The following is a 24436-nucleotide window of genomic DNA, read 5'->3' on the forward strand; positions in this document are numbered from 1 at the left end:
GACAGAGTTGTAGAAACCTGGTGTAATCGGATTGTTTTCTTCGACGTAAAGGGTTATCATTGTCTTGCATGTTTTCGTACACTTCTGTGTACGGAGTTGCTAAGGCAGGATACCAAACTTTGGTCGGGGAGGGATCCTGCCTTTTATTGTCAGTAACTTTCCCATGATAACACAAAAGGCATGGCATTAAATAATCTGGCGTATTATGCACCAGAATAAATAAGTCCACACCTTTAAATAAAGTGATTCAAAAACAGAATTTAGAACGCAGGTAAAGTAACAAACAACAATCAAGCGATTGATGGGGCTTATTTTTTTTGGAGGTGACGTGGCTATGAGAATAAAGGAGAAGAAGTATATTTTAGCTGATGGTAGAGAAATTACTATTAAGAGCGCGGGTCCGGAGGATGCACCTAAAGTAAAGCTTCACAGGGAAGCAACTGCTGCAGAAACACATTTTATGGCAAGAGAACCCGAAGATGGTCAGCTTAGCCTGGAGAAAATTACAGAGATTCTTGGAAGCATTGCTGAAAGTGACAGAGACTTCATGGTAAGCGCATATATTGGAGATGAACTCATTGGAGATCTTGGTGTAACACTCATAAGACCACATATAAAGTACCTTCATCGGGCATATCTTGGTATGTCAATCAGACAGGAATACACAGGAATGGGGCTTGGAAGCTTCATGATGCAGATAGCTCTGGGGCAGGCAAAAGCAAATGGCTTTGAGCAGGTTGAACTTGGAGTATACAGCGATAACGACAGAGCAAGGCACATGTACAAGAAAATGGGATTTAAAGAATATGGAATGAATCCGAGGGCATTCAAGCTAAAGGACGGAACATACAGGGATGAGATCATAATGTCAAATATATTTGAGTGAGGAGCTTAAGGGGAGTTGATAACAAAATGAAACAATATACTTTGAAAGTCTATCCGCAGGGACAGGCAAGAAAAACATACAGGGTGATAGAGATATCGGGGAATGATACCCTGGACAGATTATGTGAGGTGATTCTTGCAGCTTTTGATTTTATCCATGAGCATATGTATGAATTTAGTATGACTGGAAAACTATACTCAGATGACAATTATTCCTGTGATCCGGAATATAAAGGACAGTCATCGATTGATACAAAGCTTGATAAGCTGGGACTTCAAAAGGGACAGAAATTTATCTTGCATTACGATTTTGGAGATGACTGGATATTTGAGATTCAGGTGCAGGATATACATGATGAAACGACCCGTGTTATCGCCCATGTGACAGAAGAAAAGGGTAGTGTAGAGCAGTACCCGGATTATGACGACTGGGAAGATGACGATGACTATGATGAAGAACCTGATGAAGCCATTGAAGCCAGAAAAGAGAACAAAAAGTATCTGGATATGTTTTTAAAAGACCTGAAGGCTTCAGGAATTTCTGCTAAGACCATACAGAATCATATGGATAACGTTGATTTTTATCTGACGGATTATCTGCCATTTACAGATGAGGAATGCACGGACATGAAAGCTGGAGCAGAGTCCTTTAACCTTCGTGATTTTTTTGGATACTTTTATACCCACAAGTGTATGTGGTCAACACCTAATAATCTTAAGACTACCGGTGCCAGCATAAAGAAGTTTTACAAGTGCATGTCAGATCATGGTGAGATAAGCAAAGATAAGTATAAGGAACTGTGTACTCTTTTCAAAGAAGAGATGGCAGACTGGCAGGAAGAGTGTCGCAGATTTAATGACGATGATGATGATTTCTTCCTGTATTAAAAACTGCTACTTGATTTGAAACAGAGGCTAATGAATATGAAAAATGATACTAAAAGAGAATGGATTGTAACAGCGATATTGGGGAGTGCGATAAAGAATATATTAAATGGCATGATTATTGCCGGAGTTATGGTTTTGGTCATAGGACTGTATTACTGGATGATAAAGGCTGGGATTCCATGGGTGTGCTGACAGAGATTGATCGATCTGCTTTTGCAGCCTATTGTCAGTACTATGCCAGTAAGACAATCTGTAAATGCATGGATATCCGGACTCGGATATTTCTAAGATGAATGTTATAACACAGGGCGTATAAACACTAATGTTTATGCGTCCTTTTTTATTTTAAAAATATATTGACACGGTGTCAGAAAGTAATTATAATTCATATTGACACGAAGTCAGAATAAAAAATCAGGAGACAGATATATGCCAAAAGGATCACCGGAAAGAACCGCAGCAAGAAAAGAAGAAATCATAAGTGCCTGCGAGAAGCTGTATCAGACCATGAGCTTTAAAGATATCACTCTTAAAGAGATCGGGAATGAAACATCCTTCTCAAGACCGACAATATATAACTACTACCAGACAAAAGAGGAAATATTTTTGGCCCTTTTTGAGAGGGAGTACATTCGCTGGAATGAAGAATTACAATCTATTCTTCAGGAAAATGAGCAGCTTTCCAAGGAGCAGCTTGCAAACAAGCTTGCATCATCCATAGCAAACAGGCAGCAACTGCTAAAACTTCTCTCCATGAATAACTATGATATGGAGGAAAACAGCAGACCTGAACTTCTTACATCTTTTAAGGTAGCTTATGGCGAGTCTATGAAAAATGTATGCAGGATAATCACAAAGTTCTGTTCGGAGAAATCGGTGCAGGAGATTCAGAATTTTATATATGTATTCTTCCCTTTTATGTTTGGTATTTATCCTTATACCGAAGTAACGGATAAACAGAGGGAAGCCATGAAACAGGCAAATGTGGACTATGTATATCAGTCGATTTTTGAGATAACAAATAACTGCCTGCTGAAGCTTTTATAAAGCGAGGCAGACTAATAAAAACACTAATTTCAAGGAGGAAAACTAAAATGGCAAATTTACCTAAGATCGCTCTTGGTGCATGGGCATGGGGCAACGACGGAACATTTGGAAACAATCTTACAGCAGAGAGCCTTAAGCCTATTTTTGACACGGCAATTGAAAATGGACTTAATCTTTGGGATACAGCCTATGCTTATGGCATGGGAACATCAGAGAAGGTGCTTGCAGGATTTCTTGAAGGGCTGCCAAGGGAGTCTTACCTCATTTCCGATAAGTTTACTCCACAGTGTGCAGATGCATCTTCAGCTTCTGCAATGAAGGATATGATAGAGATGCAGCTTGGCCTTATGGATCTGGACAGGTTTGATGTTTACTGGATCCACAATGTGTCTGGTGCACCAAAGTGGACGGAAGAACTGGCTAAGTACTTTGAAGGCAAGGACAATGTGCCTCTTCTTGGAGTGTCTAACCATAACCTTTCTGAGATCAAACAGGCAAATGAGATCCTGAAGGCTCACGGTCTTAAGCTGTCAGCGGTACAGAACCATTACAGCCTGATCAACAGATCATCAGAAGACTCAGGGATCCTGGATTATTGTAAAGAAAATGACATTACCTTCTTTTCATACATGGTTCTTGAGCAGGGAGCATTGTCAGGCAAGTATGATACAAAGCATCCTATGCCGGAAGGCTCTGCAAGGGCAGAGATCTATAATCCTGTACTTGATAAGCTGGAGATCCTTAATGAAGAGCTTAAGAAACTTGCAGACAAATATGGTGTAGGAATGGCTCAGATCCCGGTTGCATGGGCAATAGCAAAGGGAACCCTTCCTATTATCGGTGTGACAAAAGAAAACCAGGTGCTTGATGCAGTGAAGGCTGCAAATATCACCCTTACAGATGAGGAAGTATCCTCACTTGAAAATGTAGCTGATAGTCTGGAACTTAATGTGATCCGCTTTTGGGAAAAGGAGATGAAATAATATGGCAAAGAAAAATATCGGAGCAACACTTGCGTTATATCCATGCCCTGTGATCGTTGTTGGGGCAATGGTAAATGATAAACCTACATGGACTCTTGTAGCACATGCCGGAACTGTGGCACACAGTCATCTGATGGTATCCCTGGTACAGGCACATTATATCAACAAGGGCATTCGTGAGAATAAAAAACTCTCTGTAAATGTAGTAGATGAGTCATGGCTTGCCAAGGCAGATAAGATGGGAACAATCAGCGGAAACAAAGAGGATAAGTCTGAGGCATTTGCATGGACCATGGGTGAAAATGGAGCACCTCTTATTGATGAAGCCAAGGTTTCCATTGAATGTGAAGTTGATGGGAACTATGAACTGGAAAACTTTGACCACTTTATCTGCAAGATCCTTGCTACCTATGCCGATGAAGCAGTTTTAAATGAGCAGGGCAAGATCGACTACCATACCTTTAAGCCGGTATTGTTTGAATTCCCGACTTATGAGTATTTCGTTACCGGAGAAAGCAAAGGAAACTGTGGGAAGATGAACTGATTTTTCTGGTCTCTGGCCTTAAAAGGTCAGAGGCTTGTTTGTATAAGAATAGATGAAGCCATGATCAAAAAGTGGCTTGATGAAGTACTGTAAACGGAGGAGTCAGATAATGAAATATACAAAGCTTGGAAATTCAGATTTAAATGTATCCCGTATATGCATGGGCTGTATGGGGTTTGGCGATGCAACGAGAGGGCAGCATAGCTGGACGATTGACGAAGAGCATTCTAGGGAAATCATAAAAAGAGGGCTTGATCTTGGAGTTAATTTCTATGATACGGCGATAGCATATCAGAGCGGAACTAGTGAGCAGTACGTAGGACGTGCGCTCAGAGAATTTGCAAAGCGTGAGGATGTGGTTGTTGCGACTAAATTTCTTCCGAGAACACCCGAAGAGATTGAAAAAGGAGTCTCCAGTCAGCAGCATATAGAAAATATGATAAACACAAGCCTTCAAAACCTTGGAATGGACTATGTGGATCTGTATATCTATCACATGTGGGACTGGAATACAGATATCTACGACATCATGGATGGCTTACATCGCATAGTGAAAGCAGGGAAGGCAAGATATATCGGTATTTCAAACTGTTTTGCATGGCAGATTGCAAAGGCGAATGCGTTGGCAGAAAAAGAAGGCTTTGCAAAGTTTGTTTCTATCCAGGGACATTATAATCTGATCTTCCGCGAAGAAGAGCGCGAGATGGTGCCTTATTGTGAAGAAGAGAATATCGCACTCACTCCGTACAGTGCGCTGGCAAGTGGAAGACTATCCAGAAAGCCCGGTGAGGGAGATACCAAGAGAGCTGCCGAGGATACCTATGCCAAGTTTAAATATGATGCTACGGCGGAGCTGGATGCTGTGATCATAGACCGTGTGGCAGAGCTGGCTGAGAAACATGGTGTGACTATGACGGAAATATCACTGGCTTGGCTCCTTACAAAAGTGGCGTCGCCTGTGGTAGGTGCGACCAAGCTCCATCATATAGAAGGTGCAGCAAAAGCGGTAGATCTGGAACTAACGGATGAAGAGCTTGATTACCTTGAAGAGCCATATGTCCCCCATCCACTTGCAGGTGTCATGGCGCAGAATAAAAGAACTGATGCATCCAAAAAACATGTTTGGACTACAGGAGCACAGAAAATAGTAGGAGGAGAGAAATAAGATGGCAGAAAAAATCGTACAGACAGCAGGAAGAGATCAGCTTGGTGAGTTTGCGCCGATGTTCGCACACTTAAATGATGACGTACTCTTTGGTGAGGTATGGAATGAAGAAGCAATAGATGTTAAGACAAAATGCATCATTACGGTAGTTTCACTTATGGCTTCCGGTATTACAGATTCATCGCTTTCATATCATCTTCGGAATGCGAAGGCTCATGGCGTTACAAAGGAAGAGATTGCTGCAATTATAACTCATGCCACCATGTATGTAGGATGGCCAAAGGGATGGGCGGTATTTCGTCTGGCTAAGGAAGTATGGAATGAAACGACAGAGGCTGTTACAGATTAGGATAAAACACCCGAGCCGCCGAGTTCATTTTCTTTTGCAAAAGAATAGCGGCAATGATGAGCGTCAGATCATGACTTCGAAAGAGGTTGTGAGCCTGACGCTTTTTTCATGCCATCAACCCAAGGCCGAGGATGACGATCCGGAGCCGACACAAAAAGAGACCGAATAGAGTTGGCGTGATAATAGAGAGGGCCATATTGAGGCAGAAATGCTTCAATATGGCTTTTTATTTTGTCTGAAAACATGTATGATTATTCATGAGTTGTCAGAAATGATGATTTTGGAGGAACTGGGTATGATAATCGGATTTGTTATCTGGAGTTTTTGTGCTGTCTTATTCTTCATAGTGGGTGTTGTGGATTTAAAATCTGCTAAACCGGTGGGATTTTTTACCGGGGTCAAGCCACCAAAAATCACCGATGTAAAGAAATATAATAAAGCCGTTGCGTTGTTGTGGTTTATCACAGGGATTGTGTTTGAGCTGATTGGATTGCCATTCCTTTTTTTGAAGCAAAACTCCCCAGCATTTGTATTTATGATGCTTGCAACAGTTGCCTTAGTAATTGTCATGATGGTGGTGTATCTGAGCATTTCAAGGAAGTATGAGGAGAAATAAGATAGAAAATCTGGTGATGTTGGAGCGAAAAATGATAAGGAGCAAGAATGGCGGTGCTTGAGACTCAGAGCTACAATTCCAAGGCAATCTCTTTTTACAAGAAAAACGGCTTTGAGATTATTGGCTTTGACAGATATGCATATTCAAACGATGGTCCCGAAGAGCATAACATGAGAATTGAGATGGGGAAGAAACTATGATCAGATTGCAGACTGTTGAAAAGAAAGACAGGGATATTCTCTGGAATAATAATCAAAAGTATTTGTATGAGATTGAGGAGTTGAAAGAGATTAGAAAGAAGTTATGAGCAAGGTATTATAGTCCTGGAGCAGAATGGGTTCAGATGGTATATGAGTTAAAAAAACGATTGAGGTGTGCAATGAAACAATATATTGTTGATGCTTTTACAAACAAACCTTTTTCAGGCAACCCGGCGGCAGTTTGTGTAATGGATAAATGGCCGGAAGAAGATTTCATGATGAAGCTCGCGATGGAGAATAATCTGAGCGAGACAGCATTTATAGTCAAGGAGGAAGAAGGCTATCACCTCAGATGGTTTACTCCGGGATCTGAGGTTGAACTATGCGGTCATGCGACACTGGCCTCCTCTTTTGTGATATTTAACTACTTTGAGCAGAATAAGGATGTAATAGAATTTAATACTCTCAGCGGAAAACTAACAATTGCCAGAAAAGGTAAACTCTATGAGATGGACTTTCCCACATATGAGCAGCAGGAGATACCAGTGACAGATGATATGGAAAGTGCTTTTGGAGTGAGACCCGTTAAGACAATATTGGGACCTGATCTTGTATGCATTTTTGAATCTGAGGAGCAAATCCGAAACATGCAGCCGAATCAGAGTAAACTTGCTGAGCTACCCGGCCGTGGGCAGGATGTTACTGCAAAGGGAACAGATACAGACTGTGTATCACGTAGCTTCTTTCCTAAACTTTTGGTTCCTGAAGATCCCGTGTGCGGTTCTGCACATTGTCAGATAGCAGATTACTGGTCAAAAGAACTGGGAAAATCAGAGATTCATGCATATCAGGCATCAAAAAGAGGTGGTCATCTATACTGCAAACTGCTTGAGAACGGAAGAATAAAAATAAGTGGAGAGGCTACTTTGGTGGCTATCTCAGATATTGTTGTTGATTTTTAACTTCTAGGATAATGGCTTATGGAATTAAGAAGACTTAGAGACAATGAAATAAAATTATTACAGGATTTTCTGTATGAGGCAATCTATATTCCGGAGGGTGTAGGTGAAGGTTGTTCTTATTAGGCATGGTAAAGTGAATTTTAGATGGAAATCTTGGTACACATCTGACCAGTTTGACGAAGCATGTGTGCTGTATGACAAGGCTCCTATCTTGAAGTTAAGCTATTCTATACCGGATGCGAAGTATTCCAGCTATTACATAAGTGCCTTGTCGAGAACTGGGGAAACAGCTCAGAGTATCTTTGGTGAGCAGGACTATATTTCTACAGATCTGATTAACGAAGTCCCATTATCAGCAAGTTTATATATCGGAGTTAAATTACCATTACTGTTTTGGAATATCTCAGGCAGGATTCAATGGTATTTCAATAGCAGTAGGCAGAAGGAAAGCAGGCTGCAGACAGAGAAAAGGGCTATGCAGTTTGTGAAGATGCTTATGGAAAAGAATAAGGACTGCGTGGTAGTAACACATGGATTTTTCATGCATACGCTTGTGGCTGAGCTTAAAAGAATGAATTTTAGCATTGATAATAAATCGCTGAAATATGCAAATGGCGAATGTGTGATAGCAAGATTATAAATTTTCATTGGAGAACAAATGATACGAGAAGTTAAACGTGAAGATATAGGAGATTGCGTGAATATTATAAGGCAGAGCTTTATTACTGTGGCAGATGAGTTTGGATTTACGCCTGAAAATGCTCCGAGATTTACAGCATTTGCAACAACAGAAGATAGACTCATCTGGCAGATGGATAATGAGAATCGTCTTATGTATATATATGAGCAGGAAGGCGTCTCATGCGGATACTATTCACTGCTGATGCAGGAGAATGAAGAATGTGAGCTTAATAATCTTTCTGTTCTTCCTGAGTACAGACATCTTGGAATAGGAAAAAAGCTTTTAGAACATGCATATGAATCAGCGAGGAACGCAGGATGCAAGGCAATCAATATAGGAATTGTTGAAGAGAATGTAGTTTTGCGCAGATGGTATGAGCAAAATGGAGCTGTTCATGTCGGGACAAAGAAATTTGATTTTTTCCCATTTACATGTGGATATATGAGGAAGGAAATATAAGAAAATGAATAAACAGATGATAGATTTCCTAATTAGGGCAAAGAGGGCGACTTATGCAGGTAAGGGAGCTGAGACAGTACCTTCAAGAGAAAAATCTCACGACCTTGTATATGAAGATGGCGATTATATGTATTATGACACCTATCTTGGAGGCAACAAATTTGCTGGAGAAGAAGCGCTGTGGATAAAGAAAAATCCATACTGGAGCATGAATTATGTGGGAAGGGTAATCGGAGAAAACTTCAGCGGAGATTTTTTGAAGGAATCATTGCTTCTGGTTCCGGAGGAAAAGCCATTTAGAGGACCAGATGAGCATGCTAACGGTGATTACAAATATGAATGTCGCATTGATGGGGACTTTGAATGGTTCCAGGGCAGGGAAACAATCAGCTATAAAGGAAATATCATATACGAATGCTATTTCCACGGAGGACTCATTGAGTAAGGAAGGTGGAAATTATGCCTCATGTTGAAATCAAATGTTTTGAAGGACGAACTGACAAACAAAAAACAGAATGCGCTGAGAGGATTACGCAGGTAATAGCAGAGACATTAGGCTGCAAGACTTCAAGCGTTTCTGTTGCTATTAAAGATATACCGGAGAAAGATTGGAAAACAGAAGTCTGGGATAAAAGCATTGTTTCGGATGAAAAATATTTATATAAGCGTCCTGGCTATTCGTGCGATGGGGAAATGTGATGAAACTGGATATTATTGGATCTGTTGCCAGTGGGAAGACCACTCTTGCAAGAAATTTATCAGAGACATATCACGTTCCTTTTTATCAAAAAGATAATATTGTTTGGGAGCGAACTCCCAATGGTGATAAGAAACGTAATGACAAAGAGCGAGACCAGCTTTATCAGGAGATCATAAACAGTGATGACTGGATTGTTGAAGGTTCTCCAAGGAAACTGTTACGCGAGAGTTTTGAGAAATGTGATTACATCATCCTGTTGGATATACCAATCTATAAAAGATTAGTAAGAACAATAAGGCGCTGGATCAGACAGAGAGCAGGAAAAGAGAAATACAATTCACAACCTACGTTTAAGTTCCTGTATTACTGCATAAAGTGGGTGTTTGAATATGAAAAAGATAGGGAAGAGATTATTGGATACCTTTCTGCATATGGTTCTAAGTATAAAAGATTCACGACATCTGAAAGTGCTAAATTGTTTATAAGCAAGGAGTATCGGGAAAAGCAATGAATGAATTACAGATGCATACTGGATGGATTCGCGAAAATGAATGACGAGATGGAATTAAAGTAACATGAAGATTTATTTTGCAAGACACGGACAAACAGATTGGAATATTCAGAGAAAAGTGCAGGGAACGACGGATATTCCACTAAATGAAAATGGCATTAGACAGGCTCAGGAGCTGTGCAACAACCTGGAAGAGAGGAACTTCTCTTTTGAAAAGATATACACAAGCTATCAAGCCAGAGCAGTAAAAACAGCTCAAATCGTAGATGATCACTTTCACACAGGGTATGAAATCGTACAAGGTTTGGAAGAAATGAATCTGGGCCTGTTTGAAGGACATACGTGGGATGAGATTCTGGCAATGTACGCAGAAGAACACAAACTGTGGATGTCTAATAAAAGATATAATAAAACCCCAAACGGTGAGTCATATCAAATGGTCATGGAAAGGTTGTTTAAAGCGTTGGATCATATTTTGGGGCAGCGTGATACCTCCTCAGATAAGAATATACTGATAGTTTCACACGGGGCAGTTATTATGACTCTTTTGGCAATGCATAGAGATATTCCTTTTGAACAGTCTCACACGATTGAGGTTGATAATGCAACGCCTATTGAATTCAGCATTGAGGAATTGGAAGAAATCAGAAAGAGGTTATGAGCAAGATATAAGAGAAGAGGAAGATTTAGCAGGAGGAGTTTGAGGATAAAGATGTGCATGGCCTGTTAAATGATGGTGATGAGGAATTTGTATATGTGTCGGTAACAGCGCCTCCTATTAACTTTGGCTATGCATATCAAGAAAAGAAATGATTGGATTATAGATGCATACTGGATGAAGAGGATATGAAAACACTTTTTGAGATAGACTTAAACGATTATAAGGATACTGATGCTGTATTTCGCAGACCTTCGGCAAGAGCCATTATCTTTCAAGGAGATAAGATAGCTCTTGTTTATAGCAAGAAAGAGAAATATTTCAAGTTTCCTGGCGGCGGAATACATGATGATGAAGATAAAAAAGAAGCTCTGATACGAGAAGTCAGGGAAGAATCAGGAATGGTTGTTATTCCTGATAGTATTCGGGAATTTGGAAGTGTTCTTCGTAGACAGAAAAGCGATAAGAGCGAGAATACTATTTTTGAACAGGAAAACTATTACTATTATTGTGACGTGCAGGATGAACTTGTAGACCAGGATCTTGATGATTATGAAGAAGATGCGGGTTTTGTCCTGAGAGTTGTTGATCTTGATACTGCGATAGCTGCTAATGACATTTATACAAGCGAAAGCTGTTTTAATGAGGTTATGATAAAACGTGAGCTCAGAGTGCTCAAGCTTATAAAAGGTGAGATGTTTAATCAGCTATCAATGAAAAAAGTCATTGTCCTTGGGTGTTCCGGTAGCGGAAAAAGTACTTTTGCTATTAAGCTTCACGAAAAGCTGGGATTGCCACTTTATCATCTTGATAACATCTGGTGGAAGGCTGACAAGACACATGTTTCCAGAGATGAGTTTGATGCAAAGCTTGATAAACTTGTTAAACTTGATAGTTGGATAATAGATGGTGATTATAGCAGGACTTATGAAAAACGTATTGCTGCCTGTGATACTATCTTTTTTCTGAATTATTCCGAAGATACTTGCATGGATGGAATTAGCAAACGAGTGGGACAAACACGTCCGGATATTCCATGGACAGAAGAAAAAATTGATCCAGAACTTGTGGAACTGGTCAGGAACTATGAAAAAGAAAACAGACCAAAGCTATTGGAGCTTTTTGCGCAATATCCTGAAAAGAACGTGATAACTTTTAAAACAAGAGAAGAGGCTGATAAATGGATTACAGAAAGGCAACAATAGAAGATACAGGATAATGCCTACATATCACAATCCAAGTGGAGAAAAAGCTTACGTTATGAATAGGTATACTTGCTCCTGGCTATCGCAGACAGGGGATAGCATATAAGACGTTAGATCTTCTTGTACAGGATGCTAAGAACAGAGGTATTACAGCTATATCGCTGGAGGCTACTGACACGGGAAGACCTCTTTATGAGAAGTATGGCTTTGTAAAAATGAATGATGAGATGGAATTAAGATAGCATGAAGATCATGGTAAGCGCCTGTCTCTTAGGGCAGAACTGTAAGTACAATGGTGGTAACAACTATAGTGTGAAAATTGCTGAGTACATCAAAGGGTATGAAGTGATTCCGGTATGCCCAGAGGTTGCCGGTGGACTTCCTACACCAAGGATTCCATGCGAAATCGTAAATGGAGTTGTTACTAATAAGAACGGTGATAGTAAGGATAAAGAATTTAGATCCGGAGCGGAGCTTTGCCTTAAGAAAGCACTTGAAGAGAAAGTGGACATGGTGATTCTTCAATCGAGAAGTCCATCCTGCGGAGCGAAGCAGGTTTATGATGGCAGTTTCTCAGGAAAGCTGATTGAAGGAAGAGGTGTGTTTGCACAGCTGCTTGTTGATAATGGTATAAAGGTGCTTGATTTAGAGGACTTATACAAATGAAATCTTTTATAAAACTTACAGACTTCAAGAAAAGTGAATTATTTGAGATTTTCAAGATTGCTGATTCTATAGAGCAGTATGAGGGCTTCTTAAAAGGAAAGACTATCGTTATGTTCTTTCCAGCATCCAGCATAAGAACCAGAGTGTCTTTTGAAAAGGGTATTTTTCTTCTCGGTGGGCAATCCATATTATTTGACCCGGCAACGTTAGATAAAAAGGAAGATATCAGGGATGTTTGCGGATATCTGCAAAATTGGGCTGATGCTGTTATAGTCCGTTACCCGGATATTACTATGCTTGATAAAATGGTTGCAGCTATGACTATACCAGTTATAAATGCACTGACAGATGATAACCATCCTTGCGAAATGATGTCTGATTTATATGCACTTTCAAAAGTCAGAGCTGATTATCTTAAGGATAAGTATTTGTTTGTAGGGGCTGATGGAAACATAGGGAGAGCCTGGAAAGAAGCATCAGAGGCATTCGGATTTTCATTAACTCAGAGTAGCCCTGCAAAGTATCAAATCGCTGGAGTTACTTGTAATGATAATCTGAAGAATGCGCTTGAAGGTAAAGATGTTATTTGTACGGATTCCATTCCTTCAAACATGATAGGGGAATTTAAGGATTATCAGATTTCTAAAGACTTGATGGGAGTAGCAAATAAAGGCGCTATCCTAAATCCATGTCCGCCATTTTATAGAGGCGAAGAAGTAACAGAAGATGTAATTGATTCTGATTACTTTGTGGGATATGAGTTTAAACAGAGTTTATTAAAAGTGCAGCAGGCAATTTTAATCTATTGTTTATCAGATTAAGGGAGAATAAAGTGGTGGAAATCAAGCGAGTCACAGAGAATGAAAGAACGAGCGAGTTCATAAATGTAGAGTTTACAAATTATGCTACCGATTGTGATGTTGCACTTAACTTTGAAGAGTTCTGTTTTGCAGCAGTGGATGACGGTAAGATAGCTGGGGTTATCACGGGTCGTGCTTATTACAATGAGGTACATATCGGAGACGAAGACGCTGTTCTTCAAGATAAACTCCAAGCTCATCCTGAGTGATTCTTTTTATTTTCTCTAGGCTGTCCAAGCAGTAGTCTTTGGATAGTCCGGCATCTATGCCAATCTTAACAAAATCTTTATCTGATATATCTTTTCTTTTCCCATTTACAGATGTGGTCTGTTCACCGAAATAGGTTGTGCTGTATGTCAGGTCGTATGCCGGAGCCAGCCTCCAGCTATGATCCTCGGTATAGGTAAAAGAGAAATTCTTGGTGTGGTCGTCCCTGTTATGGCAAAGAGTGTTAAAGCACATAGTAAGGAGCATCTGCTCTTTGTCATGAGCGTTGTCCTTGGTCAGGATCTGTATCAAGCGCATATATGTGGAGTAGTCACAGGAGGGCGCTCTGAAGTCTGCTTCCAGGAGACCAGCGAAAGTTATGGTAAAGATCTTTTTTCCTGATTTTCTGTCGAAGCGTTTGGTCTTAAAGTAGCCCTCGCATATTTTGGATGGGATCAGGTATGTGTCAGTCATCTCTATTCCGCACTTCTTGGCAATTAATGAGTAGTCGTATTCTCTTTTTCCGCATATGGATGGATCCTTGGCTGCAGGGAATTTGACTATGAAATCCTCATTGCCTTCATGGAGAAGAATCTTTGGGCGTGTACCACCACTAGAACCGGCCATCTTAAACAGCAGATCTAACTGATCTGAAGGTTTTGATGAGATGAGATTAGCGCAGGCGGCAGATAGCTCGTCATAATCAAGGGCAGCGCTATCTATATTGAAATCTGTTTCTTTGGAAGGATAGTATTCAAGGGCTCCCATTCCGGATGTACCTACATAGGCGAGCCTGTCCAGGATTGTAAGCTGATCTCTGAGTATTCCTACAGAGGAGAGATACCTGTCAAATAGCAACTCTCCCCATGAATCAGGTAGACTATCAGCAAAAACGCCAAAAAGACCGTGGAAGATATCGCGGTTCTTTTCCGGTGGAACATATACGGTATTGGCTAGCGGGAGAGAACGAGGGCTTATGGAAAAACCGCTTCGGATCCAGCCATCGCTGTACTGAAAAGCAATACGTTTATCTGGCATTTCAGCCAGCGTTCCCACAAGTTTATCATGATAAAAGACATCAAGCTTTCTGTTACTCATCGTTTAAAACCTCATCAATATTAAGATAGACAGGCTGTGAGAAAAGAGTTTTGATCTCGTCAGCAAGTCCCAGTTCCATTGCAATCTTGACTAGAGACATGAGCGATATCTGGCCGGTCTGTTCAAATTTCTTGAGCGTGGCATAGCTGACGTTGCTCCTGTTTTATCGTTGGTGAAATAGGAGTATTGCGCGATACAAGAAATGTGATATACTTCAATCTGTAACAAATAATTCATGTCGCTCGAATGAGCAGAAAGGAGGACGATCATGAGATACATGACGACTATAACAGCTACTAATAACGCAAATGACAGAGGCATGATTGTCCGCTATCTATATTTCTGATTATTCTATCAGACTATTCATGATTTAAACTGGCAGGACTATTGTTGGCCTCTGATTCGACGGAGGTGTTTTTGGCGTGCTTAGAAGCAGAAGACATCCCAGACGGAGGTTTTATTTTGATATCAGTAAAAGGAAAATATGCAGAAGCACAGATCATGTGCATGCAGGAACTCACTGGCTCAGATGTGGATCATTATGCCCTTTCGCAGATAAAAATGATATGTGACAATGAGGCATCTGAGGGATCAGTAATCAGGGTTATGCCGGATGTTCACCCAGGTAAAGTCGGACCGATAGGACTTACAATGACTGTGGAAGACAGGATCCTTCCTGCACTTGTCGGTATTGACATTGGCTGTGGGATGCTGGCAGTTAAGCTTGGTAAAGTCAGAAACGATTTCCAGAAGCTGGACAGCGTTATCAGGGAAAATATACCGGTCGGATTTAGCATCAGAGGGAGTGCCCACAGTAATGCTGATTTTGATTTTTCAAGGCTCAGATGCTGCAAGCATATCCGCAATGAAAAGGCCATGCTTAGCATTGGGACGCTTGGAGGCGGAAATCACTTTATCGAGATTGATCAGAATGATGACAGGGAATCTTACATGGTGATCCATACTGGGAGCAGGCATCTGGGAAAAGAAGTCGCTGAGTATTACATGGATGCCGGTCAGAAAGAGCTAAAATCAAAAGGTATCACGGATGTGCCCTATGAACTGACGTACCTCACAGGTACGCTCATGGATGACTATCTTCATGACATAGCCATAGTGCAGGAGTATGCAGATCTTAACCGCAAAGTTATTGCAAGAGACATTCTTAAAGGAATGAAATGGAAAGAAAAGGAATCGGTTTCCTGCATCCATAACTATGTGGATTTTTCTGGAGATAAGCCGGTTCTCAGAAAAGGAGCAATTTCAGCCAGGGCAGATGAAGAAGTCATAATTCCTATAAATATGAAGGACGGGGTTATTCTTGGTAAAGGGCTTGGAAATAAAGAGTGGAACTATTCTGCTCCTCATGGGAGCGGGAGAATCTCTTCAAGGGAGAATGTCCTACAGAATCATACGGTTTCTGAGTTTAAGGCAGAGATGAAGGGGGTATATTCTGTCTGCATCGGAAAAGAGACGCTGGATGAAGCTCCTTTTGCTTACAGAAGAGAGGGCTATATAAAAGAAGCTGTAAAAGATACGGTTATAATTGAGAAAATCATCAAGCCTGTCTATAACTACAAAGGAGGTAATGCCAGATGATCATGCAGATTAGCTCCGGCATGGGACCGGTAGAGTGCAGGGTGGCAGTAGGAGGAATATTTGGGCAGCTTCAACAAGAGTTCCCAGACATAGAAGTCATTACAGCGACCAAGGGAGGATGTAGAATGTTAGACAACAGAGGATTTGATTTATGGGCAGACGGATATGACGCAGAGGTGGGAATTTCTGATGAAGAAAACAGCTATCCGTTTGCTGGATATAAGGATGTTTTGGGTGGAATTTTCCAAGAGGTAATGACTAAGGGGAATGCCCGTGTTTTAGATATTGGATTTGGAACAGGAACTTTGACAACGAGGCTTTATGAAAATGGCTGTGATGTGTATGGGCAGGATTTCTCTCAGCGCATGATAGAACTTGCAAGGGTAAAAATGCCTGATGCACACCTATATCAAGGTGATTTTTCCAAGGGATTAGTTCCGGAACTAAGTGACTGTAGGTTTGATTTCATTATCGGAACCTATTCTCTTCACCACTTATCGGATGATCAGAAAACAGTTTTCTTTAAAGCGCTGCTGAATCATCTTAATGAGGGTGGAAAGCTTCTTATCGGGGATGTTGCCTTTGAGACAAGGGCAGAGCTTGAAAAATGCAGAACAGATGCTGGGGATGACTGGGATGATGATGAAATCTATTTTGTGATAGATGAGATAAGAAAATCGTTCCCACAGACAGAATTTGAGCAAAAATCATATTGCTCTGGGATAATTAAAATCAGCAGATGATTGAAACAGTATGTAAGCCATTTTGCGGTAGAAGATGCTGTGAAATGGCTTCCTTTCTGATATAGTAGAAGATGAGTATTGCGCGGAGGGAAATATGGGGCAGGAAGAATGGATTTTAAATCTAGAAGACAATGAGTGGCTGCTCACTAAAATTAACCATGACAGGATGATTGCCAGGGCAATAGTAGTGGATGATGAGGGCTGCTTTTATTTTGTCAGAGCAAACAGAGATGATGATTTCGGCAAGGCTACTCTTATTGAAACAGCCGGTGGCGGAGTAGAAGCTGGGGAAGATTTGAATATAGCTATCAGGCGCGAACTTAAAGAAGAACTTGGCGCTGATGTTGAGGTTCTGTGCAAGATCGGAGTTGTCAGCGACTACTATAATCTGATCCACAGGCATAACATCAACAATTACTTCCTATGTAAGGTAAAAACATTAGGAGATAAGCATCTTACCCAGGATGAAATTGAGGATTTTCATCTTTCAACTTTGAAGCTTGGATATGAAGAGGCACTTGTTGAGTATGAGAGATGCAGATGTACGAGCCTTGGAAGGCTTGTTGCAAATAGGGAAGTGCCAGTTCTGAAAAGGGCTAAGAAACTATTGTAGAAGGTAAGGGAATAAGCAATGGCAGAAATCTGGGATTTATATGATCGTGATGGAAACAGGACAGGAGAGACTTGGGTAAGAGGCTTTGGCAATTACAAGGATATACCTGAAGGTAGATATCATCTTGGGGTAGATATTCTTGTAGTCCATGAGGATGGCACATATCTTCTGATGAAAAGAAGTGATGATAAGGACGTTTATCCTGGGTTCTGGGAAGCAAGTGCAGGAGGCTCAGCTCTCAGCGGGGAAGAACCACTTGAGGCAGCTACAAGAGAACTGCTTGAGGAAACAGGCCTTGTCCCAGACAGTATGGAACTTATAAATGTCCTTTTCAAGGATCCTAGCAGGGCTATGTTCTATTCGTATCTGGCAAGAGTGAGCTGCGATAAGGACAGTGTTACTTTGCAGGAGGGCGAGACAGTAGCTTACAAATGGCTTGATAAAGAAGCTTTTCTTGAATATGTTGATTCCGAGAATGCGATTGGGTCACATAATCAGAGATTTGAGAAATACATAAATACACTTAGATGTTAGCAATTGTATTTGGGGAATAGAATGCAGATTAAGATTGGACAATATGATTATTCAGAGTGCTGGGATGGTGTCTTTTATAAAAAGCTTTCAGACTATCCTTATATAACAGAGTGGGAGAAGCAGACTGTTCTTGACTTCGAGAAGTATGAGGCATCTAATGGTCGTACTTGTGATATAGAAGCGGACTCTGATATCCTGAATGAAATCGATAATTACAGATGCAGATATAACGGAAGATATCGTGTATCTCCGCCAGACAAGATAACGGAATGTACAGCCTGCCCTAAATATAAAGGATGTTTGACGGATTTGGTTTGCCATACTTCGCCATTAGAAAACGCTGTTCAGATATTGGAATGTGGGAATCTTCTTTCGCCTGTGCGAGCACGTAAGATGTCAGCAGCGCAGTTGCGTGAAGAAAGCAGAAATGCGGCGAATGATCCTGAAGATTACTTTGATTACATTATGTTTGCATGGGGGAACTGTCAGGCTGGAGATAGACTTGTAATGGAGAGAAATCTCGGAAGATTTCCGGATGAAAAAGATCTGAGTGTCTGTTTTACTCCAGGCGTAAGATTTTTTTTCAGATATAAGGACTTGATTATGCATCCTGATGCAGTTTTTGAGGGTGTTCTTCCACTCAAGGTCAAGAATGAAGTTGTACTAAAGGACTGGGTATATACAATTGTGGCCCCGTCTAGCTACAGAGAAGTGCTTGCACCTCATGTTCCAGACGAGTTGTCGCAAAAGGTGCATTTTATTGATAACGATTGTACAGATATATGGGCGTGGTCGGAAAAGGTCTATGAATATGCCCATAAACTGGGAAGATAATACTTAAGCCTGGGGAAGAGCTGGTTTTGGAGTGAATGACATGAGCCTAGATAAAGAAAATATATATTACTTTAATGGGACTGCATATGCAGGTAAATCTACAATGGTGAAACGGCTTGCTGAGAAATATGATGGCATAGCCTGTGAGGAAAACTATCATGATGAGCTCCAGGAAACACTTGATAAGAATGAATACCCTTGTCTTACATACACCAGAGATTTGCAGGACTGGCATGATTTCATAAGGCGCACTCCGGAGGAGTATGCATCATGGATAGATGGCGTTACCCTGGAATGTGAGAGGCTTGAACTGCAGATACTTGAAAGGCTTTCCGGGCAAGGCAAAAAGATATTTGTTGATACCAATATATCAGTTGAGACTCTTCGGAAGATATCGGATAGGAATCATGTTGCTATCATGCTTGCAGATCCTGAGATTTCAGTGAAGAGATTTTTTGAAAGACCTGACAAAGAGAAGCAGTTCCTTTATCAGCTCCTTTTGGATGAAAAGGATCCAGATGCTGCAATAGAAAACTTCAGACAGTGCCTAAAGCTGATAAATTCAAAAGAGCGCTACGATAAATTTGCAAATAGCGGGTTTAATGTTTTTGTCCGTGATGAGAGAAGAAGCATTGAAGATACAATGAAATTGATAGAAAAGAGTTTTGGTTTGAAAGAGGTAAACAGTGGGGACAATTAAAGATTACAGAAATATGGTAGAGCAGCCTTGGGGAAGAATGTTCTACGACTTGATTTTCAGACAATTAGACGTTTCAAATGATAAGAGGCTTAAAATATTGGATTTCGGAGCAGGCTTTTGTCTGACATCAAATCATTACGCGAAATATCATGATGTGACTGCCGTAGAGCCCAATGAGGAAATGTATAGCCTACGGGTTAAGGACAATGATTATTCATTGATAACTCAAGGAATAGAGTATTTGCAGACAATTTCAGAAAATACCTATGATTATGTCATTTGCCACAATGTCTTGGAATATGTAGAAAATGTGGATGAGGTACTTAAGGAGCTAATCAGGGTTCTGAAGCTGGGGGGAAGGTTATCAATTGTAAAGCACAATGAATTAGGAAAAGTCTTTGCTTATGCGGTACTAAATGACAATCCAAAGGCTGCACTGGATATTTTGATGGACAATAAAGAAGAAGGCAGCATTTTTGGAAACAGAAATCTGTATAACAATAATCAGCTTGTGAATGCACTATCAGGCACCATGGAGTTGATGGATGTTTATGGTATAAGGTCATTGTTTGGACTTTCATCTAATAATGATATTAAGTTCAGTGACGAGTGGTATAAATCAATGCTTGAACTGGAAACAGAAGCTGACTCAATGGACGAGTTTAGGAAAGTCGCCTTTTATAATCATCTGATTTTTAAAAAGAAAGAGTGAATATTTATTGCGATAGAAAATAAGCTAGCCTATGAGTTAAAAGCTGTTGGTGGAAACCTCTTTTGTGATCAGGAAGAAACCGTGGAACTGAAGTATTTTTCAAAAGAGGATAATCCAATTCTTTTCTGTAAGCAGCATGAAGAAATATGGCGGGATATTTTTGCATGACAGAGAGGAAAGACTAAATGAACATTTTGGTTAGAACTGCTCAAAAAGCAGATTATAATAAAGCCGTGGTATTTGTTTTGGTTCACAAGTACCGCGGCATTTTTCTTGGGTGCCCGGAACTGTGCTATTCCGGGCGTGTTGTTATGAGGATTGTATTAAAAAAGTTTCTGTTATAATTTCCAGAAGATTTTCATCTCCCGATGGATGTATATTAGCATCTGAAACTTAAGGGAACATAAAAAAGAAGATCCCTTCCGGAATCTTCTGGTTGCTATATAGGAATTACCAAACGTAGGCTACAGCGTTAGCTATATCTTCAGTGATAGTGTTATCTTTAACAAGCTTCTTAAGCCATTTATCAAGTTTGCCTACTTTGTGATTTGTCTGGATAAAGTGAATCTTCTTGCCATTTACATCATTTGAAAGAAACAGTTCATACATATACATAAGAGAAAACCTCCGAAAATCATTATATTTGTTTCATTCGTACTGGCCATTTGAATGTTCTTTTTGCGCGTCCGAAAAATATATCGATGGTCAGGCGAAAAAACTTTAGGGCTCTTTCAAATATTTTTTATTATCTTTTTAAGAGCATATTTGTGAAAATAATTTTCAAATAATCACCTGAAGTGAAATTTGTCAAATATAAAAGCTGCATTTCTGCAGCTGAATTTTTGAGGGTTAGCTGTCAGAATGTCACGTTTCTGGCAGCTTGTCTAAATTGTCTTCTGCTGCGTTGGCGTCAATCACCGTACCGCCCGGTACGACTCATTCCTCCGCCTTGCAGAAGAACAATTTATGCTGCTGTGTGGCGATTTTTTAAAGAAGCTGGCAGAAAGAGGAAAAGTAATCATCGTAGTCACGCATGATGAGGAGTTTATGAACTGTTGCTGTGATTGTAATTATCAGCTGTAGGCTTTATAAAATAGTAATTGTGCGCCATTTCAGCGTCGTATACAATGATATTGTCAAAGGGCAGTTATTTCAAAAGAGATAACTGCTCTTTTTACGCTTACTTTTAGAAGCAAAACCGCATGGTTATGCGCTTTCGTTGAAAACAAGTACTATTCATGATAGGATAAATATTGGTATTTTGTACTACCTTATTCGTTTCTTGGGACTGCCAATTATCTTAGCCACATTGGAAGTAGACCCATGAATATCATATGGCACATGGACAATCCAATACCGGCAAAGTATCTTAAGAAGACAAATAAACTGGAAGTAGGATAATCATATGAAGACTGTAAATGTTGTGGCTGCAATAATTTGCGACAAATATGATCATAAGACAAAAGTATTCGCCACACAACGTGGATATGGTGAATTCAAAGATGGTTGGGAATTTCCCGGAGGAAAGATTGAGGAGGGGGAAACACCACAGCAGGCTCTTGTGAGAGAAATAAAGGAGGAGCTAGATACAGATATCGAGGTTCACGATTTGATTGATATCATCGACTACGACTATGAAACATTTCATCTTCACATGCATTGTTTCTGGGCGACAGTAAAGAATGGTCACCTGTCATTGCTTGAGCATGAAGCGGCAAAGTGGGTTACCAGGCACGATATTGATAATTTGAATTGGTTGCCTGCAGACGAAGGGCTTATAAGCGAAATTAAAAACCATCTGTAATTTGCATCAAAGACGCTTGCAATATTCTTAATGAGAAAATTGATAAAAATGAAAAGAAATATCCTCTAGATAAGAGCAAATGGGGAGATTCCGCTGACATTCATCCTGGTTGCCAGAGTATTTCTGGGGCAGCAGGTGTATGAAGGAGTATTCCTTAATGACAATATATCTAATCTGTCACATGTTGGCGGTGGTGTGATCGGTTCAGCTGTAGGATATAAGTTGAACATGAAAAATAATCGGAGGAGAGGCAGAATATGTCATATGAAACACAGTCCCAGTGGACTATTGATGAATTAAAGAAATTAAATAAAGCGACACTTATTGGAATGAATAAAGCATGCCTGGCACTTATTATTGTGCTTGAAGTGGTTTTTGTGGGAGGACTTATCGTATCCTTTGTTATTGGTTCGATAAAGCTTGCATTTGAATTTGCAATAATGCTGATTGGCTTTCCATTAGCACTATACCTGATTACTAATTTCAGAATCAGGAAAGAATATAATACGAACAAGATTCTGCAGAATACTGTAACAACTTTTAGGTTCGCTGAGGACAGGGTTGAATCAGTTAGTGACAGAGGCAGTGCATTCGTAAAATATGATGAAATTTACAAAATACTCGAGACAGATACAAACTTCTATCTCTTCCTCAGCAAGAATCAGGCACTTAATATTATCAAAGCCAATTGTTCAGATGAACTGATATCATTTCTTCGCAAGAAAAAGAGGTGACAAAAGACCTGATGCAGCTGGCAAATGAAAAGGCAATAGGAGCAGGCTATATGTTTTCAGACCTAGGCAGCTGGATATACAGACTTATTGATCATTATGTGGATGAGAGCTAATCAGCTTATGGACTGCACATTGGAAAGGTTCTGAACTCGCTGGATTGGTAAATCCGACTTAGTGAGTGTGAAAACACAGGAGCGCTTATATGAAGTATAGAGAAAATAAGAAAACCAAGGACAAGATAAGTGAAATAGGATTTGGTTCGGCATATATATTTGAGGCAGGATTTGACACTGCGGTGAAAACAATTCGACATGCATTTGAAAGCGGAATCAACTATTTTGACATGGCCGCTGGGGATGGGAGTGCATTTCCTATGTATGGAGAAGCGCTATCAGATGTCAGGGACAATATTCTATATCAGATACACTTCGGGGCAGATTACTCAAGGGGAACCTACGGATGGTCGCTTGACCTTGATACCGTCAAAAGGTCTCTTGATAAACAGCTTCATGATTTAAAGACTGATTATATAAATTATGGCTTCATACATTGCCAGGATGAATTTTCAGATTGGGAAACTTATCAGAGAAACGGTGTATATGACTATCTCCTGCAGATGAAAGATGAAGGTGTTGTAAAGCATACCGGTTTATCATCACATACTCCGGCAGTCATACAGAAAATCATGGATGATGCAGACATTGATATGCTTATGTTCTCTATCAATCCGGGGTATGACTATGGGCAGGGAGATTATGCTCATGGCGGTGTGGATGAAAGAGCAGAAGTATATAAGCGCTGTGAAAAAGAGGGAGTTGGCATTTCTGTCATGAAGCCTTTTTCAGGAGGGCAGCTCCTTGACGTGAGGCAATCTCCATTTGGACAGGCACTGACTCCTTACCAGTGTATCAGATATTGTCTGGATAAACCTGGCGTGCTGACAGTCCTTCCGGGGGCTCAGAGCATTGCAGAAGTAGATGAACTTCTTTCGTATTATGACAAGACCGAGGAAGAGCTGGACTATTCTATCATAGGCACTTTTGCTCCGTCCCAGGCTGCAGGCAAGTGCGTGTACTGCAATCATTGCAAACCATGCCCTGCAGGAATAGATGTTGGTCTTGTAAATAAATATTATGATCTTGCTAAGGTTGGAGATTCCCTTGCAGTAGAGCATTACAAGACTCTGGAAAAGAATGCATCCGACTGTATATCATGTGGCCACTGCAACAGCAGATGCCCGTTCGGGGTAGGTCAGATTAGCAGGATGAAAGAGATAGCAAACTTTATGGTGTGAGTCGAATTTATCTGATAATAGGTGATTATGAATGCTCGGGATTAGGTGCTGACAGCGGTCTTATCTACACATGGCCGTATGAGCTTGCGGGTGATCTTGTTGATCTTAATGATGAACAAATCCAAGGCAGGATACTGGCTTCTCTATTATAACGTTTCTGAGTAATAAGCAGGTGCGGGAGGTT

At 40.4% G+C, this 24436-nt stretch carries 32 protein-coding genes and 2 pseudogenes; 32 read left to right on the forward strand and 2 right to left on the reverse strand.

Translation table 11 applies throughout. The features are described 5' to 3' along the window. Window positions 1-334: 334 nt before the first annotated feature. The 21 genes and pseudogenes from G622_RS0116915 to G622_RS0117035 all read left to right on the forward strand — a co-directional run bounded on the left by G622_RS0116915 (window position 335) and on the right by G622_RS0117035 (window position 13341). Window positions 335-886 carry a GNAT family N-acetyltransferase gene (locus tag G622_RS0116915; protein WP_026511686.1) on the forward strand — a complete coding sequence of 184 codons (552 nt, stop codon included), beginning with the start codon at window positions 335-337 and terminating at the stop codon, window positions 884-886. Between the two features lie 26 nt (window positions 887-912). Further along, on the forward strand, window positions 913-1773 hold the full coding sequence (locus G622_RS25435; RefSeq protein ID WP_081675384.1) for an IS1096 element passenger TnpR family protein: 861 nt from the start codon (window positions 913-915) through the stop codon (window positions 1771-1773). Between the two features lie 36 nt (window positions 1774-1809). Continuing rightward, window positions 1810-1965 carry a hypothetical protein gene (locus G622_RS25935; protein WP_155831537.1) on the forward strand — a complete coding sequence of 52 codons (156 nt, stop codon included), beginning with the start codon at window positions 1810-1812 and terminating at the stop codon, window positions 1963-1965. Between the two features lie 237 nt (window positions 1966-2202). Continuing rightward, a complete protein-coding gene (locus G622_RS0116930; protein WP_026511687.1) occupies window positions 2203-2820 on the forward strand; it encodes a TetR family transcriptional regulator in 618 nt (205 codons plus the stop codon). Between the two features lie 47 nt (window positions 2821-2867). Further along, the gene (locus G622_RS0116935; protein ID WP_026511688.1) at window positions 2868-3803 is read left to right on the forward strand and encodes an aldo/keto reductase; all 936 of its coding nucleotides are present in this window, start codon (window positions 2868-2870) and stop codon (window positions 3801-3803) included. 1 nt (window position 3804) lies between these two features. Further along, complete coding sequence (locus G622_RS0116940; protein ID WP_026511689.1) at window positions 3805-4347, forward strand: flavin reductase family protein; 543 nt, start codon at window positions 3805-3807, stop codon at window positions 4345-4347. A 109-nt stretch (window positions 4348-4456) separates the two neighbouring features. After that, complete coding sequence (locus G622_RS0116945; RefSeq protein ID WP_026511690.1) at window positions 4457-5512, forward strand: aldo/keto reductase; 1056 nt, start codon at window positions 4457-4459, stop codon at window positions 5510-5512. A 1-nt stretch (window position 5513) separates the two neighbouring features. Continuing rightward, window positions 5514-5831 (forward strand): annotated as a pseudogene (locus G622_RS0116950) (carboxymuconolactone decarboxylase family protein); the annotation flags it as partial. A gap of 325 nt (window positions 5832-6156) precedes the next feature. Continuing rightward, a complete protein-coding gene (locus tag G622_RS0116960; protein ID WP_044957958.1) occupies window positions 6157-6477 on the forward strand; it encodes a hypothetical protein in 321 nt (106 codons plus the stop codon). A 47-nt stretch (window positions 6478-6524) separates the two neighbouring features. Next, window positions 6525-6677 carry a hypothetical protein gene (locus G622_RS25940; protein ID WP_155831538.1) on the forward strand — a complete coding sequence of 51 codons (153 nt, stop codon included), beginning with the start codon at window positions 6525-6527 and terminating at the stop codon, window positions 6675-6677. Between the two features lie 179 nt (window positions 6678-6856). Continuing rightward, a complete protein-coding gene (locus tag G622_RS0116975; RefSeq protein WP_026511694.1) occupies window positions 6857-7639 on the forward strand; it encodes a PhzF family phenazine biosynthesis protein in 783 nt (260 codons plus the stop codon). Between the two features lie 103 nt (window positions 7640-7742). Further along, window positions 7743-8279 (forward strand): histidine phosphatase family protein, encoded by a 537-nt coding sequence (locus G622_RS0116985; protein ID WP_026511695.1) that lies wholly within the window; start codon window positions 7743-7745, stop codon window positions 8277-8279. A gap of 18 nt (window positions 8280-8297) precedes the next feature. Beyond that, window positions 8298-8780: a GNAT family N-acetyltransferase gene (locus G622_RS0116990; RefSeq protein ID WP_026511696.1), complete on the forward strand. Its 483-nt coding sequence runs from the start codon at window positions 8298-8300 to the stop codon at window positions 8778-8780. A 4-nt stretch (window positions 8781-8784) separates the two neighbouring features. Then, complete coding sequence (locus G622_RS0116995; RefSeq protein ID WP_026511697.1) at window positions 8785-9225, forward strand: DUF5680 domain-containing protein; 441 nt, start codon at window positions 8785-8787, stop codon at window positions 9223-9225. 14 nt (window positions 9226-9239) lie between these two features. Further along, a complete protein-coding gene (locus G622_RS0117000; protein WP_026511698.1) occupies window positions 9240-9479 on the forward strand; it encodes a tautomerase family protein in 240 nt (79 codons plus the stop codon). Beyond that, on the forward strand, window positions 9479-9991 hold the full coding sequence (locus G622_RS0117005; protein ID WP_026511699.1) for a DNA topology modulation protein FlaR: 513 nt from the start codon (window positions 9479-9481) through the stop codon (window positions 9989-9991). Before G622_RS0117000 ends, G622_RS0117005 begins: the two co-directional genes overlap by 1 nt. A 64-nt stretch (window positions 9992-10055) precedes the next feature. Continuing rightward, complete coding sequence (locus G622_RS0117010; protein WP_026511700.1) at window positions 10056-10652, forward strand: histidine phosphatase family protein; 597 nt, start codon at window positions 10056-10058, stop codon at window positions 10650-10652. Window positions 10653-10837: 185 nt separating this feature from the next. Further along, complete coding sequence (locus G622_RS26225) at window positions 10838-11854, forward strand: NUDIX domain-containing protein (protein ID WP_196814234.1); 1017 nt, start codon at window positions 10838-10840, stop codon at window positions 11852-11854. A 4-nt stretch (window positions 11855-11858) separates the two neighbouring features. After that, a pseudogene (locus G622_RS27075) lies at window positions 11859-12096 on the forward strand (GNAT family N-acetyltransferase); the annotation flags it as partial. Window position 12097: 1 nt separating this feature from the next. Further along, on the forward strand, window positions 12098-12520 hold the full coding sequence (locus tag G622_RS0117030; protein WP_026511701.1) for a DUF523 domain-containing protein: 423 nt from the start codon (window positions 12098-12100) through the stop codon (window positions 12518-12520). Then, on the forward strand, window positions 12517-13341 hold the full coding sequence (locus G622_RS0117035) for an ornithine carbamoyltransferase (protein WP_026511702.1): 825 nt from the start codon (window positions 12517-12519) through the stop codon (window positions 13339-13341). The genes G622_RS0117030 and G622_RS0117035 overlap by 4 nt, the downstream gene beginning before the upstream one ends. A gap of 162 nt (window positions 13342-13503) precedes the next feature. Here G622_RS0117035 and G622_RS23445 read toward each other — a convergent pair whose 3' ends face one another. Continuing rightward, the gene (locus tag G622_RS23445) at window positions 13504-14685 is read right to left on the reverse strand and encodes a type II toxin-antitoxin system HipA family toxin (protein ID WP_044957952.1); all 1182 of its coding nucleotides are present in this window, start codon (window positions 14683-14685) and stop codon (window positions 13504-13506) included. A 501-nt stretch (window positions 14686-15186) separates the two neighbouring features. Here G622_RS23445 and G622_RS0117050 point away from each other — a divergent pair. The 7 genes from G622_RS0117050 to G622_RS0117080 all read left to right on the forward strand — a co-directional run bounded on the left by G622_RS0117050 (window position 15187) and on the right by G622_RS0117080 (window position 20420). Further along, window positions 15187-16284: an RNA-splicing ligase RtcB gene (locus G622_RS0117050; RefSeq protein ID WP_049945927.1), complete on the forward strand. Its 1098-nt coding sequence runs from the start codon at window positions 15187-15189 to the stop codon at window positions 16282-16284. After that, window positions 16281-17027: a class I SAM-dependent methyltransferase gene (locus tag G622_RS0117055; RefSeq protein WP_242833018.1), complete on the forward strand. Its 747-nt coding sequence runs from the start codon at window positions 16281-16283 to the stop codon at window positions 17025-17027. The genes G622_RS0117050 and G622_RS0117055 overlap by 4 nt, the downstream gene beginning before the upstream one ends. Window positions 17028-17121: 94 nt before the next feature. After that, the gene (locus tag G622_RS0117060; RefSeq protein ID WP_026511705.1) at window positions 17122-17640 is read left to right on the forward strand and encodes an NUDIX domain-containing protein; all 519 of its coding nucleotides are present in this window, start codon (window positions 17122-17124) and stop codon (window positions 17638-17640) included. A gap of 18 nt (window positions 17641-17658) precedes the next feature. Beyond that, a complete protein-coding gene (locus tag G622_RS0117065) occupies window positions 17659-18174 on the forward strand; it encodes an NUDIX hydrolase (RefSeq protein WP_026511706.1) in 516 nt (171 codons plus the stop codon). A gap of 21 nt (window positions 18175-18195) precedes the next feature. After that, window positions 18196-19008 carry a hypothetical protein gene (locus G622_RS0117070; protein ID WP_026511707.1) on the forward strand — a complete coding sequence of 271 codons (813 nt, stop codon included), beginning with the start codon at window positions 18196-18198 and terminating at the stop codon, window positions 19006-19008. A gap of 40 nt (window positions 19009-19048) precedes the next feature. Further along, a complete protein-coding gene (locus tag G622_RS0117075; RefSeq protein WP_044957955.1) occupies window positions 19049-19708 on the forward strand; it encodes a hypothetical protein in 660 nt (219 codons plus the stop codon). Then, window positions 19695-20420, forward strand: coding sequence for a class I SAM-dependent methyltransferase (locus G622_RS0117080; RefSeq protein WP_026511709.1), 726 nt, complete (start codon window positions 19695-19697; stop codon window positions 20418-20420). Before G622_RS0117075 ends, G622_RS0117080 begins: the two co-directional genes overlap by 14 nt. 450 nt (window positions 20421-20870) lie before the next feature. On the opposite strand, the gene G622_RS25945 is transcribed toward G622_RS0117080, so the two are convergent. Continuing rightward, window positions 20871-21035, reverse strand: coding sequence for a hypothetical protein (locus G622_RS25945; RefSeq protein ID WP_155831539.1), 165 nt, complete (start codon window positions 21033-21035; stop codon window positions 20871-20873). A gap of 790 nt (window positions 21036-21825) precedes the next feature. Here G622_RS25945 and G622_RS0117105 point away from each other — a divergent pair. The 4 genes from G622_RS0117105 to G622_RS25950 all read left to right on the forward strand — a co-directional run bounded on the left by G622_RS0117105 (window position 21826) and on the right by G622_RS25950 (window position 24404). Continuing rightward, window positions 21826-22224 carry a (deoxy)nucleoside triphosphate pyrophosphohydrolase gene (locus tag G622_RS0117105; protein ID WP_026511710.1) on the forward strand — a complete coding sequence of 133 codons (399 nt, stop codon included), beginning with the start codon at window positions 21826-21828 and terminating at the stop codon, window positions 22222-22224. Window positions 22225-22481: 257 nt separating this feature from the next. Further along, window positions 22482-22958 carry a YcxB family protein gene (locus G622_RS0117110; RefSeq protein ID WP_026511711.1) on the forward strand — a complete coding sequence of 159 codons (477 nt, stop codon included), beginning with the start codon at window positions 22482-22484 and terminating at the stop codon, window positions 22956-22958. 202 nt (window positions 22959-23160) lie between these two features. Further along, window positions 23161-24252 carry an aldo/keto reductase gene (locus G622_RS0117120; protein ID WP_026511712.1) on the forward strand — a complete coding sequence of 364 codons (1092 nt, stop codon included), beginning with the start codon at window positions 23161-23163 and terminating at the stop codon, window positions 24250-24252. Further along, complete coding sequence (locus tag G622_RS25950) at window positions 24249-24404, forward strand: hypothetical protein (protein WP_155831540.1); 156 nt, start codon at window positions 24249-24251, stop codon at window positions 24402-24404. Before G622_RS0117120 ends, G622_RS25950 begins: the two co-directional genes overlap by 4 nt. Window positions 24405-24436: the final 32 nt, after the last annotated feature.

The organism is Butyrivibrio sp. LC3010 (assembly GCF_000424385.1).
Taxonomy (GTDB): Bacteria; Bacillota; Clostridia; order Lachnospirales; family Lachnospiraceae; genus Butyrivibrio.